This window comes from Providencia sp. PROV268, from assembly GCF_028477805.1.
Taxonomy (GTDB): domain Bacteria; phylum Pseudomonadota; class Gammaproteobacteria; order Enterobacterales; family Enterobacteriaceae; genus Providencia; species Providencia stuartii.
Genome location: NZ_JAMPLW010000037.1, coordinates 1 through 19,871 on the forward strand (window position 1 = coordinate 1; position 19,871 = coordinate 19,871).

Annotated in this window: 14 protein-coding genes; 5 read left to right on the plus strand and 9 right to left on the minus strand. The window is 38.2% G+C overall.

The annotated features are described in order from the left end of the window. The first annotated feature begins 1,866 nt into the window (after positions 1–1,866). Entirely contained in the window at positions 1,867–2,160 is a 294-nt protein-coding gene (locus tag PR699_RS18980) for a helix-turn-helix domain-containing protein (RefSeq protein WP_014656306.1), read from the plus strand. A gap of 367 nt (positions 2,161–2,527) precedes the next feature. On the opposite strand, the gene PR699_RS18985 is transcribed toward PR699_RS18980, so the two are convergent. The 5 genes from PR699_RS18985 to PR699_RS19005 form a co-directional block, all read right to left on the minus strand. Then, positions 2,528–4,255 carry a potassium/proton antiporter gene (locus PR699_RS18985; protein WP_004921290.1) on the minus strand — a complete coding sequence of 576 codons (1,728 nt, stop codon included), beginning with the start codon at positions 4,253–4,255 and terminating at the stop codon, positions 2,528–2,530. 486 nt (positions 4,256–4,741) lie between these two features. Then, the gene (locus PR699_RS18990) at positions 4,742–5,410 is read right to left on the minus strand and encodes a methionine ABC transporter permease (protein WP_014656304.1); all 669 of its coding nucleotides are present in this window, start codon (positions 5,408–5,410) and stop codon (positions 4,742–4,744) included. Next, positions 5,407–6,420 (minus strand): methionine ABC transporter ATP-binding protein, encoded by a 1,014-nt coding sequence (locus PR699_RS18995; RefSeq protein WP_004921283.1) that lies wholly within the window; start codon positions 6,418–6,420, stop codon positions 5,407–5,409. Before PR699_RS18995 ends, PR699_RS18990 begins: the two co-directional genes overlap by 4 nt. Before the next feature lie 3 nt (positions 6,421–6,423). Further along, positions 6,424–7,884: an FAD/NAD(P)-binding protein gene (locus PR699_RS19000; protein ID WP_014656301.1), complete on the minus strand. Its 1,461-nt coding sequence runs from the start codon at positions 7,882–7,884 to the stop codon at positions 6,424–6,426. Between the two features lie 4 nt (positions 7,885–7,888). Further along, the gene (locus PR699_RS19005; RefSeq protein ID WP_041705010.1) at positions 7,889–9,013 is read right to left on the minus strand and encodes a peroxidase-related enzyme; all 1,125 of its coding nucleotides are present in this window, start codon (positions 9,011–9,013) and stop codon (positions 7,889–7,891) included. A 171-nt stretch (positions 9,014–9,184) separates the two neighbouring features. Between PR699_RS19005 and PR699_RS19010 the strand changes: the two genes are divergently transcribed. The 4 genes from PR699_RS19010 (at position 9,185) to PR699_RS19025 (ending at position 12,785) form a co-directional block, all read left to right on the plus strand. Next, positions 9,185–10,072 carry a MetQ/NlpA family ABC transporter substrate-binding protein gene (locus tag PR699_RS19010; RefSeq protein ID WP_004921277.1) on the plus strand — a complete coding sequence of 296 codons (888 nt, stop codon included), beginning with the start codon at positions 9,185–9,187 and terminating at the stop codon, positions 10,070–10,072. Positions 10,073–10,280: 208 nt separating this feature from the next. Further along, positions 10,281–11,018 (plus strand): cyclase family protein, encoded by a 738-nt coding sequence (locus PR699_RS19015; protein ID WP_014656299.1) that lies wholly within the window; start codon positions 10,281–10,283, stop codon positions 11,016–11,018. A gap of 183 nt (positions 11,019–11,201) precedes the next feature. Then, positions 11,202–11,981, plus strand: coding sequence for an SDR family NAD(P)-dependent oxidoreductase (locus PR699_RS19020; protein WP_004921272.1), 780 nt, complete (start codon positions 11,202–11,204; stop codon positions 11,979–11,981). 9 nt (positions 11,982–11,990) lie between these two features. After that, positions 11,991–12,785, plus strand: coding sequence for a MoaF C-terminal domain-containing protein (locus tag PR699_RS19025; RefSeq protein ID WP_014656298.1), 795 nt, complete (start codon positions 11,991–11,993; stop codon positions 12,783–12,785). Positions 12,786–12,826: 41 nt separating this feature from the next. Here the strand turns inward: PR699_RS19025 and PR699_RS19030 are convergent, their stop codons facing one another. The 4 genes from PR699_RS19030 to PR699_RS19045 form a co-directional block, all read right to left on the minus strand. Then, on the minus strand, positions 12,827–14,077 hold the full coding sequence (locus PR699_RS19030) for an SLC13 family permease (protein ID WP_014656297.1): 1,251 nt from the start codon (positions 14,075–14,077) through the stop codon (positions 12,827–12,829). A gap of 373 nt (positions 14,078–14,450) precedes the next feature. Continuing rightward, positions 14,451–15,764 (minus strand): FAD-binding oxidoreductase, encoded by a 1,314-nt coding sequence (locus tag PR699_RS19035; RefSeq protein WP_014656296.1) that lies wholly within the window; start codon positions 15,762–15,764, stop codon positions 14,451–14,453. A 346-nt stretch (positions 15,765–16,110) separates the two neighbouring features. Continuing rightward, the gene (locus tag PR699_RS19040; protein WP_014656295.1) at positions 16,111–17,151 is read right to left on the minus strand and encodes a M48 family metallopeptidase; all 1,041 of its coding nucleotides are present in this window, start codon (positions 17,149–17,151) and stop codon (positions 16,111–16,113) included. Continuing rightward, positions 17,148–18,380 (minus strand): YjgN family protein, encoded by a 1,233-nt coding sequence (locus PR699_RS19045; protein WP_004921259.1) that lies wholly within the window; start codon positions 18,378–18,380, stop codon positions 17,148–17,150. Before PR699_RS19045 ends, PR699_RS19040 begins: the two co-directional genes overlap by 4 nt. Between the last annotated feature and the right edge of the window lie 1,491 nt (positions 18,381–19,871).

Sequence of the window (19,871 nt, forward strand, 5' to 3'; positions counted from 1 at the left end):
TCAATCCCCTAAATCAACAATAACCACCTTATTTTCATGATGTTTATTTAAGTATCAATGAAAAACCGCATTAAAATTCTAATCAAACCCACTGTAACCGCTTTGCGATCATCGAACCCTGCTTATCGATAGCGTTTTTGTCATGTCTGCGAAGCTAACAAACAGAGATTTAGCCAAGACACTGAGCTTATTGATTTGCTAGCTTGTAAAATTGATAAATAACCACTCACATAGATAATAACACTTCAACCTCTCATTTTTATTCAATTTTGCTCTAGTACGCAGCGTGCTGGATAAAATAACAGAAATTCATTTCTCGGATAGCTCCATTAAATTTCCCGCTGTAGAGTGAGCTAAATGCGCATATTTCAGCATTTTAGTCTTAATTGACTGTTAGCTGGGCATAATAATAAAAAAACTTGTAAACGCGTTGAGTGCAAATTGAATGCAGTCATTAAACTCGCTGAAAGCAACGTCTAAACCTAAATTTAGATATTAAATATTACCCAATGTGCTAATTGATGAAAATAATCTCTTATTAATTCGAGCACATTATCTTTGCTTTATTATCACTTACCGTTATTTTATTTAATGAAAATATTAATGATAATTAGTTTTAATATTTACAATATCGAAAAATATTCATTAAGTTGCTATTAGTCACTAATCAGGTAATTAATAAACCACCTAAAATATGTATTAATAAAAATGCTTGGTTCAAAAATGATCATCAATAAAAACTTATCAATAAATGATCGTCATTAAAAGATGATTTTGCATGGTGTTTATTTGTCGCTATATCTACGCTGTATATGAGTTATAAGGAAGGTAGGATCAAAAAAGGAAATAAATTTCGAATGATTATTGCTAGAAATACTCTTCTTATTGGGCTAAGAATAATGGTTAGATAAAATCTACATTGTTACTCTTATAATGCTGTAGATGTTCTTTTTGTTGAGGATTAGATTTCATTTGTCTATATCAGATGCTAAAAACAAAAAATTGTAGGAGTATCAGTCGAGCTTAACATGATAAAAATCTGCCGATAAAAATTTTGTAGACATAAACTCCCCATGTTTAATATATGTAAAAAATCTATAAGAAAAATATCACTTTTAGAGTGTTGTGGCGAGATAAAAACCTGTTTATTTGTGGGAATTTAATTTTTTGTTTTTTGTGATATGCTTCATGTATAGCAAAGCAAAAAGATACTTAACGTTAATGTTTTGTTATGTTAGCTATGATAGCTGTAGTCTGTTTTTTTTGTGCTGCTTTAAAAATTAAGTATTTTCTGCCGATTGTAACAAAAGGACTATTGTTATAAGTTATTGATATTTAAGTTATCAAAATGATAATATGGGAAAAATTTCCATTTTTTACTTTGTTTTACAGTATTGCTGTAATTATCCTATTATGCGTATTCATAAAATGAATATTGATTTGAAAAATCATTAATAGTGTTACAGTATTAAATTATTCTGTTTATTTCTTTTATTTTTAGATTTTTTATCGGTTAAATGAGGTTAATTTAGATTATAACTCTACCGCTACCTGTTAGACTATGTCTGCATAGAACAACAACTATTAATTGTTAAACAGATTAACTTATTGAAATTAAAGAATAATACTTAGGTGGTGGGCTTTTTGTGATTCTGATAATATTTAGTTACACATTTGCAATGTCATTTTTGGATTAGTTGAAACTAATTATATGGCTAGTATATCATCCCTCTCAAGATATATGCTGAATCGTCGTTAATACACCCAAATGGCTATATCATAAATAAAGATAACAATAGAAAAACACAGAGAATCACCTGCTGATTTTTTATTTCATTAATAATATAAGTTGAAGCGAGAATGTTTATGAATACAAAATATCCTGTCGCTTGTGCAGTTGGACAAAAAATTAAATCGTTAAGAAAATCTCAAGGCTATACCGTTTTTCAGTTAGCTAAAGAGATTGATATCAGTGAGCAACAACTATTTCGTTATGAACGTGGGGTAAATCGTATAGATATTGATTGTCTAGTTAGAGTACTAAAAGTATTAGATGTAAATATGGGCGAATTCTTCAGTGAAATCCTGCAAGATGATACTCATGCTAATGAGGACAAAGAATCTAAAGGGTTTGATGACTCTATTTATTCACTCATTTAATCATCAGTTATTATGTTCCAAAGTGGAACTTAATTAAGCAATTAAAACTTAATTGTTTCAATTAAGAACATTAATATGCTAATAACAATTGAGAATTCTCTCTATTGAGTATACTGATAATTTATTGTAGCTATCTTTATTTATACTTTGCGAAATAAAAGCCCGTTTACGGGCTTTTATTTTTTGTAGCTAAGAATCTAGAAAATTATATGAGTAAAAATAACAACTCATCAAATAGTCTAAAGAAGATAAAGCTATCAACAATACACCCAGATAAAATCGCACATCCAGACAATAAAAGAGGCTGGCAGATATAAACATCAGTTAATTTCATTGTAAATCGAATTAACTGATGTTTGCCGTTGAACTAATTATCTTCTTGTGGAAGGGGCTCTAATACTGCCGTCACAATTCGAGAGCCGATCATCTCACTAATTCTTATCTGTAATGTCGCTAAGCTAATGACGGTGTCTTGTACTGGCTCATTTGCTGAAATGCTATAAATAAATTGATCCAGTGTCTGGTTATTCTCATTATCGATTAAAATGCCATAAGACTCATAAATCTCATCTAACCTTGTTGTGCCCTTTAGACTGAGCCCAGAAGTGGGTAATTCTATCGGGGTTAAATCAGGAGAGACTTGTTCAGAGAACAGCCGTTCGAGGAATAAACGATTTTCTGGTTTCAAGACGACAAACAAATGGTCATCGGCAATTAGTCTTGTTGAACCACGAGGGGGGAGCACGCTTTTACCACGAGTGATCATTGCGATGACAGTTTGGTCAGGTAGTGCCAACTGAGATAGACGGCGGCCGACAGCAGAACAGTCCTCACCCAACGTATACTCTACTAGGTCAGCATCAATTTGATCGACAGCGGTAATGTCCAAAGTTGCAGCGGGCAGTAATGGTGGTGGCTGCATTAAATTAAGTTTGCGTGCGACATAAGGTAGGGTAGAGCCTTGTAACGTCGCTGAGATTAATACCACGAAGAAAACCACATCAAAAATTAAGTTAGCACCTGGTAGACCATAAATAAAAGGGAAGATCGCTAAGATAATAGGAACAGAGCCACGCAGACCAACCCAAGAAACCAGAGTGATTTCTTCACGACTGAATTTAAAGAATTTTAATACAGGCACGACAGCGATGGGGCGAGCGATAAAGGTGAGTACCAGTGCGATCACCAACCCTTCAAACCAGACCTCTAATAAAGAGCTTGGGTTAACTAGCAAGCCTAACATAACGAACATGATGATTTGGCTGAGCCAAGCCAGCCCATCATGGAATAAAAAGGTATTACGTTGGAAAACAAAGCGAGCATTACCAATCACAACGCCTGTAACGAAGATAGATAAAAAGCCACTACCTTGTAAGTTACTGGCTAGACCGAATGATAATAGACCACACGCCGCCACTAATACTGGGTATAACCCTGTTGCCAGTAACTTAATTTTATTAATGATCTTGATTGAAATCCAACCAACACTTAGGCCGACAAGTGTACCGATCCCCATTTGGCTAACGAACAGTAATAATAATTCGCTACCAGAAGCGCTTTGATTCATGAGGAGTTGCAGTAAGCCCACGGTTAAGAAAATTGCCATTGGGTCGTTGGTAGCACTTTCAATTTCTAACGTTGATTGTAAACGTTCATTAAGGTAGATACCCGCGTTACGCAATAGGGAGAATACCGCCGCCGCATCTGTTGAGCCGACAATGGCGCCAAGCAACAGCCCTTCAAGCAAGGGGATGCCAAGAATATAAGCCGCGGCGAGTCCGGTGATGCCCGCGGTAATTAACACCCCAAAGGTGGCCAAGGTAAATGCAGGCTTCCAAACAAGTCGAATCGATTTAACTGATGTTTGTAGGCCACCGTCGAACAAAATCAAGGCTAATGCGAGTGAACCTACAGCATAGGAAACATTCACGTTGTTAAACGCGATTTGGCCTATGCCATCTTCACCCGCTAACATTCCTATAAACAGGAACATAACAAGCATAGGCAAGCCTAGCCGAGCAGAAAGTTTGCTAGAAAAAATACCCAGTAAAATCAGTATGGATGTCAGTAATATCAGTTGTTCTATTGTTGGCATAATCAGATTTAGGTTAGAGGTTAATAAAACGCTGATGATGCAGTAGTGTTGCGTATAAAGTAATCAGCAATAAGAAGAAAAAACTCAGATTAACATGGCATTGATAATGTTTTTGTTTAAAACGACTTAAAAACATTTCCATTGACATATCATTATGATTATACAACAGATAACAACAAATAAATTGACGATTAACTGCATTTTTTTAAATTGTTATGACATGCTTATGCTATTTTTATAAGCTTTTGAACGCATTGTTTGGTGGAATCAGCGGTTTCATTTATATTTTTTTGTGGGATTTAACTTTAAAGTTAGTAAAGGTTGGCGTTTTGTGTAATTTTCACGCTAATCAATAAGCTATAAATTAGAAAAATAATTATTTAGAGGAAAACAGGCGAAAAAGATGCGGAGATTATCAATAAAATGATGCATTGGACGGAAAAGAGTAGATTGACCGATATAATCTGATATATCGGTCATCTAGAATTAGTGGAATCTTGCTTTCTTAGCAAGATAATCACCAATCATTTGTATTCCTTGAACAATAATGACTAATGTAACGACGGTGATTGCCATAGCAACGTTGTCGAAACGTTGGTAACCGTAGTTGAGTGCTAGGTCACCGACACCGCCACCACCGACCGCTCCAGCCATGGCTGTCGCTCCCACTAAAGTGATACTGGCTGCGGTTAAGCTTAAGATTAGCGATGATTTAGCCTCAGGTAAGATAAAGTGCCAAACAATTTGCCAATTGGTCGCCCCCATTGAATCTGCGGCTTCAATGATCCCCGAATGCACACTTAATAATGAGTTTTCAATTAAACGAGCCGTATAAGGTGCAATATAGATAACTAAGGGCACAATGGCAGCCGTAGTGCCGATAGAGGTGCCAACCATAAAACGTGTTAGAGGGATCATTGCAACGAGTAGAATAATAAAAGGCAATGAACGGACCGTATTGATTATTGGGTTAATAATGCGATAAACCCATTTATTTTCCCAAATCCCATCAGGGCGCGTCACAACGAGTGCAATCCCCAGCAAAACCCCCAATAGGGAACCGATAACCAGTGCAATTGAAACCATAGTGAAGGTTTCAGACATCGCGAGTAAAAATTGTTTACTCGTTAATGCGGTATCAAGCCATTGTGTCATAGTACCCCCTTATTGACAGCAACACCGCGCTGACGTAAAAATGCGATCCCTTGGTCGATATCTTCATCATGGCCGACGATCTGGACAAACATACTGCCTAACACGACACCACTTATCTCTTTCATATTGGCAAACAAAATATTGATTTTAACTTTATCCTGTAAGATCAGTTCATTCACAACGGGTTGCTGTGCGGAAGCACCTAAAAACTCTAAGCGGTAAACATTGCTTTGATGCTCTAAATTGTGCAAGACACGTTCAGGGATTTCTTCGTTAAGTACGGTACGGACAAACTTTTTTGTCGTCGGATGTTGTGGCTCTGAGAAAATCTCTAAAACAGTGCCTTCTTCGACAACTCGACCCGCCTCCATTACCGCGACACGATTACATATCTGCTCAATCACCTCCATTTCATGAGTTACCAACAAAATGGTGATATTTTGTTCACGATTAATTTTTTTTAATAATGACAAAATAGATTGTGTCGTTTGTGGGTCCAGTGCAGAAGTGGCTTCATCACACAATAAAATTTTCGGGTTATTGATTAATGCTCGAGCAATACCAACACGCTGTTTTTGTCCGCCTGATAGTTGCCCAGGATATTGGTGTTTTTTATCACTCAGCTCTACATAGGCTAAAATATCATCCACGCGTCGCTGAATTTCTTTTTTGTCGACTCCTGATAGCAATAACGGCATGGCGATATTCTGTGCAACGGTCTTCGTTTCTAACAAATTGAAGTGCTGGAAGATCATGCCGATGCTTTTTTTATGGGCTCGAATTTCAGTTGCACTATGGTGAGCAATATTTTTCCCATTAATGATCACTTCACCTGACGAGGGTTTTTCAAGTTGGTTGACGAGACGGATCAAGGAGCTTTTTCCTGCACCGCTATAGCCAATAAACCCAAAAATATCACCTTCATGAATCTGCAAATTCACATCCTGTAAGGCAGTGAGTGAATGGCCTTCTTTTTCATAGACCTTCTGAATATTTTTAAATGTAATCATCAATCACTCCACATTGCTCGTTTGTGGTGTTCGCTGGCTATAGGGGAGAGCAGGTTGCCATTCATCACCTAGTAGCTCCGCTTCAGTGCTATTTTTTACCTGCTCTAAATGTTGCTCATGATGAGCGAGGTACAACTGAGCAGCGATATGTTCAGCCAGTTTCTGCGCGCCTGTATTGGTATTAGGGATCAAACCAATAAGTGGCCCCATACTTAAGGATGCAGCTAAGTTAAAGCAGTAAATATTACTGAGCTTAGGTAACTCACAATCGGTTTTAGGGAGAAATTCAAAGTGATGGCCTAAATAGGGATAGGAGGCAAACTCACTATTTTGTTCAGCTTTAGAAGGGGTATACACATCACCCCATTTACGAATAAAAGGCGCGATGTGATTAAATGCACTGTGGCGCTGCCAATTAATGCGATATCCGGTCGCTAAGATCAGGTAATCGACCACATATTCCCCTGTGGTTGTGGCGATATGCAGTTTCTTACCATTGATGTCTATCTTTTTGACCTGTGTATTAAAGTTAAAATAAGCATTTTCATGCCGAGAGACTCTCAGCGTGCTGCCATGCGGGGCCGGCGTTTTTGCTTTAGCAACATAATCACTGTAATGCCATTTTTGTGCATCGGTAAGCTGGTGATAAGCTTGAGTAAAGCCGGGGTTGCCTGCGACTTTTCCGCGATTCACCCTTGGCATATCTTTCGCTCGGATCAATAATTCAACAGAGCGCGCACCCTGTTCAAGTGCTGTTGCCGAGCTATCCATAGCACCGGCACTGTATCCTACGACCGCAATATCTAACCCTTTAAACCGGCTGTAATCACTACCGGCGTAAGAGTGCTCCCAGTAAGCAGAAGGGATCTCCGCCATAAAGCTTGGAATATTAGGTTCGCTAAAGGATTCCATACCTGTCGCAAGGATCACATGCTGTGCTTGATATTGCTGTTTACCGTTAGGTGTTGCAAATGTGAGTAGGCAACCTTGTGGGTTGACTTGAATATCAGTTAATTGATATTGATTGAAAACCACTGGCGACGTCATGGTTTTAAACCATTGTAGATATTCCCCCCATTGTAAACGAGGAATTTTATCGAGTGCTTCCCACTCATCGTCACCAAACTGAGCTTTAAACCAAGCTTGAAAAGTTAAAGAGGGTGACGCGAGTGCAGGGCCAACCACCTGTTTTGGTGAACGCAATGTTTCCATCAAGGCCGGCGTTTGCCATGGGCCTTCTTGACCTTCTGGGGCTTGATCAAAAACTATCGCATCAATCCCTTGTAATTTAAGGGCAAAGGCTGCCGTGACCCCTGACATGCCCGCACCGATAATTGCAACATCTAATTGATGGTCATCAGACTGGTTTGGCGATAATGACCAGCGGTTTAATGGCAGATTAATGTTTTGTAGGTCTTGAGTGATTTGCTCTTCCAAAGCATTTAACCCTTTTAGCTGTGTCACGAGATCACTCCTTGTCCTGTTTAAGTTCAAATGGTTCACCGAGTGAGAGCATCAGTCGATTAGCCCAAGAGAAAAAGGCGGTTGATTGGATCAAATCAAGTAGCTCTAGCTCACTTAGCCCTAGTTGACGTAGTGTCTCAACCTGTTGATGCGTGGCTCGTATTGGTGTCGTTGATAGCGCTGTCGTGAAATCCGTAATCGCCGTTAAACGGTCATCAAAACCCTCAGCTAAAATCGCGCCTACTGGCGTTGCGATAAGCTTCTCAACATCCGCTTTATGCTCTTTGGCATATTGGCTGGCTTTACGAGCATGTACCGAAGCACAATAGATGCAGCCGTTCACCTTGCTAACCGCCGCAGCAGCAAATTCACGTTCCCAACGAGGTAAGCCGCCGAGGGTATAAAAGACGCCACGATCGATAAGCGTACGTAGTGTTAGAATGTGACTTTGATGGGCGAGCAGCAAAAAATATTCAGAATTAAGTTGGCCGAATTTTTTCATCACCTGAGCTTCATCTGCTTCTAGCGTCTGTGGATCTCTCGCTTGTAGCCATGATTCCCATCCAAGTTGATCTTGAGTGAAGGCGGTCGGAGCCGGTTGGCCTTGATGAGTGTGTGAGTTGCTATTCCATTGTCCAGCAGTAACTGGCTCAGCAGATTTGGTGATAGTACTGTTACCTTGCAATAATCTTAACCCTTCAATTAAACGGGCTTGATAGGTGACAAAAGTTATTAATTGCGCAAGTAGGATAATATCCGCTTCGTGCCACCCTTGTTCAATAAGGGCATGAATGAGGGAGTAATGAGTTTGTTTTGGTTGGCTCACCAATATGCGTAAATAGTGTTCAGCGGCTTGAAGCGCTGGCGTATTCAAGTTAGGTGAGCGCTGCCCTAATAATTGATTGTAAAAATCGGCTAGCACATGGCTACCTGTCTGTTCAGCGATAATTCGCGCAAATAAAAACTTAATTTCTCCGGTTAATTGGGGTGACGGTGCGGAAAAAATCGCTTCAAAAGCAGCTTGCGTATTTTCTGTCGCGTTTGAACGTTCTTTCCTTGCGTCTGCTAAGGTAGACTCTGGTGTTATATTGATTAGCGCATCAATTAAATCATAATTTAAAATCGGCATTTCATAACTCACTTTTTTTTAACGTTTTTTATCTCCTTCATTACATATCAAGCGAATCGTTATTCGAACGAACAAATTATTATATTCATATACCTAAAAGGCATATAAAATAGGTTATATATTCTTTTTGTATTAAGTTATAACGAGATGATCTAAATAAGATGTAAAAATATGATTATACTGGCCACATTATTTACACAGGGTCGTAACATCATGTTGAAACAAAAAATAAAATACTTATCGCTTATTGCTACCGCTGTTATTGCATTAGCTGCATGTAATGATAATAGTGAAAAGGATAATCCGAATAAAAAAGAGATCACTATAGGTTTTGGGGTTGGTAATTATATCGACCAAGTTGAGAAAGGGATTGTACCCATCTTGGAAAAGAAGGGTTATAAAGTCAATTTACGCCAATTTTCGCAAAATAGACAAATAAATCCCGCCTTTGAAGAAGGTTCTATCGATGCCTCGGTAAACCAGAGTCGTGCATATATGGAAGCTTATAATAAGAAAAATAATATTAATATGGTGGCATTAACCGATTCTCCGAGTGCACCACAAAGCTTACGTTCGAATAAACATAAATCATTAGACGAAGTGAAAGACGGTATGATCGTTGCTTTATCCAATGACCCCGTAAATGCAGAGCGCGGCGCACGTATTTTAGAAGAGTTAGGTTGGATAAAAATCAAACCGAATATCAGCACATTAACCTTTAGTGTTAATGATATCGAACCTGCTAAATATCGTTTAGATATACGTGAAACCGATGCAGCTCAGGGGTTACGTTTATTAGATGATGTTGATTTTGTTGTTGTTAACGGCAACTATGTTGCCAGCGCTGGTCAGCGTATTGCCGATGGGCTGGTTGTAGAAAATTCACCATTAGAGCATCGGGTGATTGTGACTGTTATGCAAGACAATGTGAATTCCCAATGGGCAAAAGATTTAAAAGAGGCTTTTGAATCTAAAGAATACGCTGATTACATTCGTTCTCAGTCTATTTATGATGGTTTTATTGAACCTCAAGCATGGGCTAATTATCCAAAACCCTAGTCTATTTATTATTTTTTATTATGTTACATTTGACCACCTAATATTTATATTAGGTGGTTTTTTATTTGAGTGATACGATTTTCTCTTCTATTTTTAATATGAAAATTCCTCTCTTTACTGATCTAGACAAATTGTGTTTTTTTCGTTAATTAGTTATTGAACAAGCTAAAAATTAAAAATTGAATTAACACATCATCAGGGGAATATTATGGAAAATGACTTAATCACAGCACTTAAATTATTAAAGTCAAAAAAATGGGTTGATTTAACGCATCCTTTTGATAAAGATTCACCGCATTTTTTTATGTTTGAATCGGCAAGCATAAAGACATTATTTGATTATCCAGATGGTTTTTTTGCCCAACAATTTACTTTTCCAGGCCAATATGGCACACACATTGACGCCCCCTGCCATTTCGTTGAAGGGAAACGCTATCTGCATGAATTAGAACTAAAAGAGTTAGTTTTACCCCTAATTGTGATTGACCAATCAAAAAGAGCGAAGCAAGACCCTACGTTTGCATTTTCACGTCAAGATGTACTCAATTTTGAACAAGAGTACGGAAAAATAGAGCCTGATACTTTTGTTGCACTACGGACTGACTGGAGTCATCGTTGGCCATCTCAGGAGGCGATGGATAACAAAGATGCAGAGGGAAATAATCAGATACCGGGTTGGGGGATTGATGCATTGAAATTCTTATTTGAGGAAAGGGGGATCAAAGCAATAGGCCATGAAACCTTTGACACCGATGCGGCTAAGGATTTTCGTCGCCATAATGCATTATTAGGTGAATACTATGTTCTAGAGCAGGACACCTATCAAATTGAATTGATGACCAATCTGGACAAATTACCGACGAGAGGGGCGGTTATTTTTAATATTGTTGCCAAACCTAATAATGCGAGCGGTTTTCCCGTGCGTTCTTTTGCTATCTTACCTTAATGCTTCCCTTATCTTTATCAACCTGTTGTGAGGCAGGTTGATACCTTTTAGCGATAAATTTATTCGCGACCTCCGTATTTTGCTGAATATCGTTCCTTAGATCGATGGTCAACGAAGGTTATTTATTTCTATATTAATAAATAAATTAACGTTGCTTTAACAATTCCAGCGATAGGGGGGTGAATGAACTCAAGATCCGTCATCATTACAGGAGGTGGCACAGGGATTGGTGCGGCGTGTGCGCAACTATTCACACAGCAAGGGGATCAGGTTTTTATTGTTGGACGGCGTGCAGAGCCGCTAAATGCAGTTGCACTTGAAACAGGTGCCATTGCTATCGTTGCTGATGTCTCAACTGAAACTTCATGGAACGAAATTATTTTGCCACAAATTAAGCAACATACGAGCACTATTGATGTGCTGGTGTGCAATGCAGGCGGAATGGGGTTGGGGCGTGTTGAAGATATGAATGACCAACAGTGGCATCAAGCGATGAAAGCTAATCTTGATAGTGCTTTTGCGAGTGTTCGTGGTTGTATACCCCTATTAACGCAAAGTCACGGTAATGTCTTATTTGTCGGCTCACTGGCATCGTTGGCCGCAGGTCCGGAAGCGTGTGGGTATGTGACAGCCAAACACGCCTTAATAGGATTGATGCGCTCCGTTGCACGTGATTATGGTCATCAAGGTGTCAGAGCGAATGCAGTTTGTCCCGGCTGGGTTAGAACACCAATGGCAGATGAAGAGATGCAGCCTTTAATGGAGCAGCATCAATTTACATTAGATGACGCTTATCGATATGTATGCCGTGATGTACCGTTACAGCGCCCTGCAACGGCAAAAGAGGTCGCATTGGCATGCCGATTCTTATGCTCTACTGACGCATCAATGATTACAGGTGCTGCACTGGTTATTGATGGTGGTGCAAGCGTCGTTGATTTACCTACACTCGCTTTTACTTAAGGAGCTATTATGATTGAAGAAGTGGCTTTTATCCAAGTTGGCGCATTGTCAGATGGTTTTGCTCCAGATAGCTATATTTTAGAAACCAATAACCAATTAACAGGTAAAACATTTCAATTGAGATTCGCTGACAAAGACCGACAAGAAGATATTTCTTTTCCAGCAGATCAACAAATTGAATGGCAAGGTGTGACAATTGATTGCCGTGTTACCTCAATTCGTTCAGGGGTTTATTTCGTCAATTTTATCTCCCCAGATGATTGGCAAGCCAGTGTTACCTTAATTATCAATGAAAAAGACGGTAACTGTGTATTAGTGCAAGGTAAACTCCCTGACGAAGCAGATATTCGCATTTCTGCCTTTAGTAAAGTAGAGCAAAATCGCCCTTTGACAGATGTCGAGGTGGAGATTTATTTTGGCACTTTAGGAGAGGCTCAACGCTCTTTACCGGCCTACACATCTGAATTAATTGGTATGCGCAATATGTATACCTATAATCCAAAAGAGCGCTATGAACATGTTTATCTTAACGAACAGTTTTATGCGTGGCATTGTTTAGATGGGGTCGAAAAGGGGTTAGCTGATGTTGACCGCTGCCACTATATTAAGGTGTCAGAGCAGCTATATTTATTTATTTGGCGTGAGAAAATTATTCCAACACTCGGCATTATCCTGATTGATTTAGATATGATGAGGACGGATGGTGGGATCATGGGGTATCAGGATCAGGCCTTTAGTGCGGTTAGCCTATTTCCCGTTGGGGCGCATGCCACTATTTTAAATAAAACCAGCTATCCGAAATAATTATTTATATGCCACTCGCTATTACGCGAGTGGCATTCTGCTTAAAGCACCAAGACTATCCATGCTGCTGCTAGTAGCATACATAATAAAGCGACGATCCCACCTGATTTGGCAAATTCCGAAAACGAAATTTTCACACCATAAGCGGCAGCTTGTTCGACCACAATGATACCGGCAAGGCTACCAAAGACGAATAAATTACTTGAAAAACCCGAGCCAAGTACTAAGGCGGCACCTAATGAGTCGGTATTACCGCTGGATGATAAGAAAGGCACCAGTAACATTACTGCGGGGTTATTACCAACAATGGTACTTAACACACCAGTGATCAAGAAAAGTACGATAGGGTTATTTAGCTCAACACCGTTATTCCGTAAATCATTTAACATTTGCTGAGGCAATCCCGTTGATGCAAATGCAGCATTGACGACAAATAATCCCATAATCAGTAATAACAGATTACCATCAACTAATTTCAGCATATCACTTGATGCAATTGAGCGATTTAGCAATAAAAACCCAGCCGCAGTTAATGCAATAAGCTCTCTTGGAATATCACTGATGACGAAAGCGATAATAACAATTAACGTAATAATGCCCGCTTTACTGGTTTCCCATACATCAAGTTTTGTTGCAGGATCAGTAGATGGAGTAGGGGTGGCCGCGGCTCCATCCACGGATGTTTTCGCCAGATACCAACGGTTCCGATAAAGAAAAACTAAAACAGCCCAAGTCAGTGGTAATGAGAGTAAGGCTGGTACAGCCGAAGCTTGGAGTAACCCAACAAATGAAATATCTAGCCCTTGGGCTGCGATCATATTTTGTGGGCTACCGATCAAGGAGCCAGAAGCGCCATTATTTGCAGCAAAGCAAAACCCTAACAAAAAAGGCACAGGGTTTAATCCCCGTGACAATGTAATAGAAACTAATAATGGGGTCATTGCCACCACAACAACATCATTGGTCAATAAAGCAGAAAGTAAACCACCTACAGCAATGAGTACAGCGAGTAACACAGGGGCACTGACTTTGAGCATGGCAACGCGGTTTGCCGTCCAGCTGTAAAATCCAGATACGACAAAAGAGGCGGAAACCACCATCAACCCAAATAACATACCAATAGTACGATAATCGATCGCATTCCATGCTTGAGGAGGGGTAATACTACCGACAGCCATCATGGCTAAGGCACCAATAACAGCAGCACCGGTTCTATCCACTTTAAAACCGGGGAGCTTACCAAACCCCATCGCAATATAAACAAGTAAAAAGATAATGATTGTGAGGCTCATAAACCATTCACTCATATTAGTAAAATTACGGGTAATTTAGCGGTGAAGGATCAATGAAGCAAGTTAGAATAACCTTTAAATAATAATAAGTTGTGAAAAGTCATTTAATGATAATCCTAATCAGTCTGGGTTAAATAAAAAATATTCGATGGATGGCGATCATAACCGTTGAATAGCATTCACAGCAGGTTTATTGGGCAAAGGTTCAATCACATAACGTAGGCTATGGTGTTAGCATGAATAGGCAGCAAATTGCAGTAAAATTTCTTACTGATGGGAAACCAATGGTCCAATAAATGACGCGATAAAAGGGTTCCATTGGTTAGTGCGGAATGTAGATCAAACTAGAATGGGAGAGTTCACTCGATTGCCATTATACTTCCGTTCTCCCAATATATCTTTCTTTCAGTAATGAGGCGTGGATTGCAATATCTAATATCGGTGATGGTGGCAAATAGTTCGCTTGCCCAAGTTGCTGCATGGCATCAATTAAAGGGTTATCAACTCCTAAAGCATAATCTGCCAATAATGTTCCTGCTATGGTTTGTTTTGAGATCCCAGCGCCATTACAACCGCCCGCGCTATACACGCCTTTCATGAGTTTGCCCCAAATAGGAGCACCATTTCTGGTAACGCTGATTGTTCCGGACCAAGTATTTGTTATCGGAACGTCGGCTAATTGCGGGTAGATTTTATTGAATAGCTGTTGATGCTGTTGTGTCACTCGATAAGTTTGTTCTGCACTGATCCGCCCACATATCGCAGGGGTAACATGCTGGCGGATCAATATACGCTGATCTTTGGTATAGCGTAACGTTGCGCCAGCAATAGCATTCACAGGTGTTAAGCCCCAGCTCTTCATCGCTGGTAAGCGTTGTTGTTGTTCGAGAGAAAGTGGGGCTGTGATACTGGCAAATGTCGCCATTGCTGCTTGGTTATGATTAATTGGTGTTAATTCTCTAGAGAGTGCATTCGTTGCTAACATAATGTTTGCTGTACGAATATTGCCATAAGGAGTCAGTACCTGTATGGTGGCGCCAGGCTGTATTGCCATAACGGGAGTGTAATTATACACTTTCACATTCTCAGGTAATGAGCGTGCTAAGCCTACCACCAATTTTGCTGGATTAACGAGAATTGAATTTGGTGTGTATATCCCTTTATGATAAAAATGCGTACCTAATTTGTGATAGAGCATCTCCTTATCGAGTAATTGATAAGGTTCACTCATTGTATTGAGATTATCGACATACTCTTGTAAAACACGTTCATTCTTTTTATCAACTTGGCAATGATATTTGCCGGCACTTTCCCAGTCACACTCAATCGCAAACTGTTCAGTTAATGTCGCGAGCTGATGAATGCCTTCTTCAAGCAACGTGCGATAAAATTGGGCTTTCTTTAGTTCGGCCGTTGAACTGCCAATATTATGAGGTAACCCAATAATAAATCCTGAATTTCGAGCAGATGAACTTTCGGCTGCCGTTGCGCAATCAAGGAGAATAATTTTAAGGTTCGGATTGTTGTGTGCAAGTCTTCTTGCAAAAGATAAACCCGCGTAGCCAGAACCTATAACTACCCAATCTGCGTCGGTATTTTGATTTAAGGTCGGATATCGGGGAGTGCGTGAAGTTTCATTTAACCAACCATTTTCGTTTTGATTAAATGGCACGGATGCGTATTTCATCTAATTTTGCCTAATAATATCTTGTGCTAGCGACGATATATGATGGGTATTGACATCATAATCAAAAGGTTAAATAACACTTAAAGATCATGACTATAACGTAAATTTGATTTTTTGATAGTGAAGAAAACTCAATTTCACATAAAACAGAGCGATGCTCGTGTGGTAACAGAGTGATAAAACGCGGCATATTGTTTTCATAAACGCTATCTATATCGAACGTATAAATATTCCATTAATAATCAGTTATATGTTGATTTTTTTACCAATAAGGCAAATAGAGAATCTCCATATTATTGGGGATTCTCTATTCAGTGATTGATAAAAAGGGATGTTAGCGAGGTGATTAGTGTTTTTTATCCTGACTATAGGGTTTAGATGCATCTATCGCATTTAAGCGCTCTTTCCATAGAGGATGGGTACTTAATAGCTTACTCTTCATTTCAGGTGATATGTTAGCCAGCTTGATAAATATTGATTCCATCATCTCTAAAGGGCGTTCTTGTTTTAACATATACTCAATAGCAAATTGGTCAGCTTCTAATTCCATATCCCGAGAGTAGCTCAATGTCATTAATTGATTACCTGAATTTAACAATATGTCTTCAATCCCTGATGATTTGCGCAGTATCCACATGCTGACAAATTTTAACGATGATGAACTCACTAAAGAATTCATTATATGATGATGATAATGATGGCCCATTTCATGTAATAAAACGGAAACAAGTTCATTTTCATCTTCAATTAAGTTAACTAACTCATCAGTAATGATGATTGTACCGTCAGTTAATGTTAATGCGTTGGCTTGTTTCGGGTAGTCTCTAAAAATAAGCCGTGGTTTTAAATCATAATTATTAAATTCTTGAGGTGTAATTCTTTCAAATAGCGCCTTAAGTTTTTGCTGCTTTTTTAATGGCAATTTACTTGGTTCAAGTACACTTTCATCTAAGAGTACGAGTGTTTCTTGGCCAAGGTGCATTTGAATTCGAACAGGAGTCTCTTTAGCAATAATCGATGCCATTGATGGTAGAAAGAATTGGAAAAAGAGATATACCATAGGAATAATACAGGCTAGTAAATACAGGCTAGCCATTTTATAACGTTCTAAAAAGTGAATAACACCAAAATGGAGTTTGCCTTTTTTCAGAACGAGTTTGTTACGTAAATGTTGCTCTTTATCACAGGTAAAACATCCACCATCAGAAAAATAGATAGAGTCTGGTAGTGTTCCTAGTGGTTTTGATAAATGAATATCTTGGTATAGATATGTTTTAACTTCATCGTTAACGTGAAGAGTAATTTGATGCTTATCATTATCTAACTCAATAAAGGCACTGTGTTTCAGTGCCTTTTTATTATAAGTATATTCACCCACTATGTTCACAACGATAATCCAAAGTCGAAGGAATCAAGCGTTTCATCATGAAAAGAATTGGAGTGAGTCTCATCATGAGCGAGTTCATTCTCTAGAGACATATCGCCTGTAATTTTAGTGTTCATGGCGAAATATCGTGCATGGCGAATTTGAGCAATAGGTGTAGCTAACCCTAGCGTAAATATAATAATAAGACTATTAGAGAACAGTAGAATTAGGTAAGAAAAATAGGTGATGGATGAGCTAAATTTTAGCTCGTTACTGAATTCTAATTTATTGAAAAACTCACGTCTCATCATGATATGAATGTAACTATAAGAGAAGAAAAACCCTACGTATAAGTATAAATATATGAATAAAAACAAAAAAACAGGTGGTTCTAACTCACTGAAGTTGCTTTCGTGTATGATAACGGTTTTTATCATAGAGATGATGCTAAACCCGCTTAAGATGATGAAAGGAACCAGTATTAAAAAAGCGATACTATAAATTTTAGCCACTGCCCGATAATTCATTTTTAGCTTAAATGCAGATTTGCCAAAGTAAAAGTTATTTGCGAAATACTCATACAATTGTTTGGTTCTTATTGCAAAAATGGCATATAAAGAAATCGCTATTAATAACAAAGTCGCGTATGTGCCGATAAAGTATCTACTCAGATTTATATGTTCATTGGTATTCGCTGAACTAAAGATAGCGATTAAACCTATGACTTGTCCTACCAAGAATGAAAAAGCAATTGCACCTAATAAAAGTAATAATGGAAGGATAAAAAAGTACCAATACCCTTTTTTATAACTGCCGAGAAAATTAAATCTTACATTTCTATAGCTTGTCATAATGGCATGGAAACGACATGAGCGAATAATAAAGTAAGGTAGCATCAAGAAAAATAGGGACAGAATAACATATGCTATTGGTTGGAAAAGATAGTTAACGGCTAAATATAATGCAAAAAAGAAAAATATAATAAGCCTAGATACTAGAATCCTTACAGGTGAAGCATGATACTCAAGACGTGAGCCATTAACCTCAGTATTACCTAAGAAGTAGCGTCGGGTTCTGACGGTGGCCCAAGCTGAATATATACCTAGAGTGAGTATCGTCAATAAAACATTCACTATCCATATAAAGAAATACTCAGTATTGTCACCATGAAATTTAACATGATGAACTTGACTACGTATATCTTCCTTTTCAATATCGATATCCAAAAGGTTTTTTGTTGCGTTTTCCATAAGGTTACTCTATTTATGTTTTATTTACAGTGTGCTGGGGATATAAAAAGTAACTTACATTTTAAAACGCTATACGTAGACAATTAGGCTGAAACTAATGAGATATAACGCATAGTGATGTGTATTTAGATGAAAATGACAGTGGTTAGTGAATTTTCAAGTATAAAATACAGCAAGCTAAATATGATACAACGGTTTATTCGTTAAAAATGTAAATTCCCAGCTTTACCAATCACAAATTTTGTGACTTAATCTAAATTATTATTAAGTAAAACTCAATATAAATAAATCATCATATGAGAATTTTTATCTTCATAAAGGAACAACTTGTGGTTGTTTATTAGCTTTAATAGAGTAAAAGAGTTAATTCAAGAATTATCCTATTTTGAGTGAATATACTGTATGATTCTCACTTTATATGAGACATGTCTGGATTTGATGATTTTTATCATGAAATGGAAAGCTTTCTTTTTTAGATTATTGGGGTTACCGATACTATAGCGGTTCGTTTATAGCGAGTGACAATAGCATTTTTGATTTATCGACTCTGTTGGTTCAACATTGATAACAGTAAAAATCTCTTTATCTAAGGAAATAAAAATGATAGGCCGCACAGTTAATAGGGAGTGCAACAACTACCAAAGACAAAAAATATATTCCATCGGGATAGAGGATTTGTATTGATGTTACTTAGCTAATGAATAGTAAAAAATACGGATACGTTATTTAGATTAGAAGATATGTAATTTCAGATATTAATGATGGTTACTTTCACTCTCCACACAAAATGGAGAATGAGTTAGAAGTAAGAAATATCCGAACGTTGTAAGGTAATTTATATCCCTTTAGTTAAATGGACATAACGAATCCTTCTTAAGGGCTAGTTGGAGGTTCGATTCCTACAGGGGACGCCATGATAAGCGGAATAGGTGATAAAAGGTAATTTGAGTTTGTTGAAATGCGTATTAATAATAATTTTTACTAAGCAGTAATCCCTTTCGTGAGGCTGTTATTAAATGCTATACATAATACAAAAGCTCATAAAATGTTTTAGATGCGTTATCAGAAAAAACAGTGATAAACTTAGACGTTGCAAAGCATTGCGTTAGGCAGGTGAATGCATTCATGGAGGATGCTATTTATCCTGTAATTAGATTTATTTTCTATCGACCCAAACTTCGTGGATTAGTCGGGATAGCTAAACCAGCTCCTTAATGAGTAGGCTTCGCCAATGTAATGATAGTGCGTTATGGCATTCGTTCTTCTCGCTCATATCTTAGCGATGGCGTAAACTTATTTTAACTTAAATGCGGTTGTATTGTGTTTTTTCACATATCGGAGATGGTCATGTCGGCTTCGTTATTGACAAAACAGAATCATGGAGATACCGCACGACCTAATGTAGCAGTTGAACAAGATTAGTGATGATAGCTGAGAACGAACAGCAGGCGATGTATTTGCTAAATTACATTAGAACGGAGTGTTTACAAT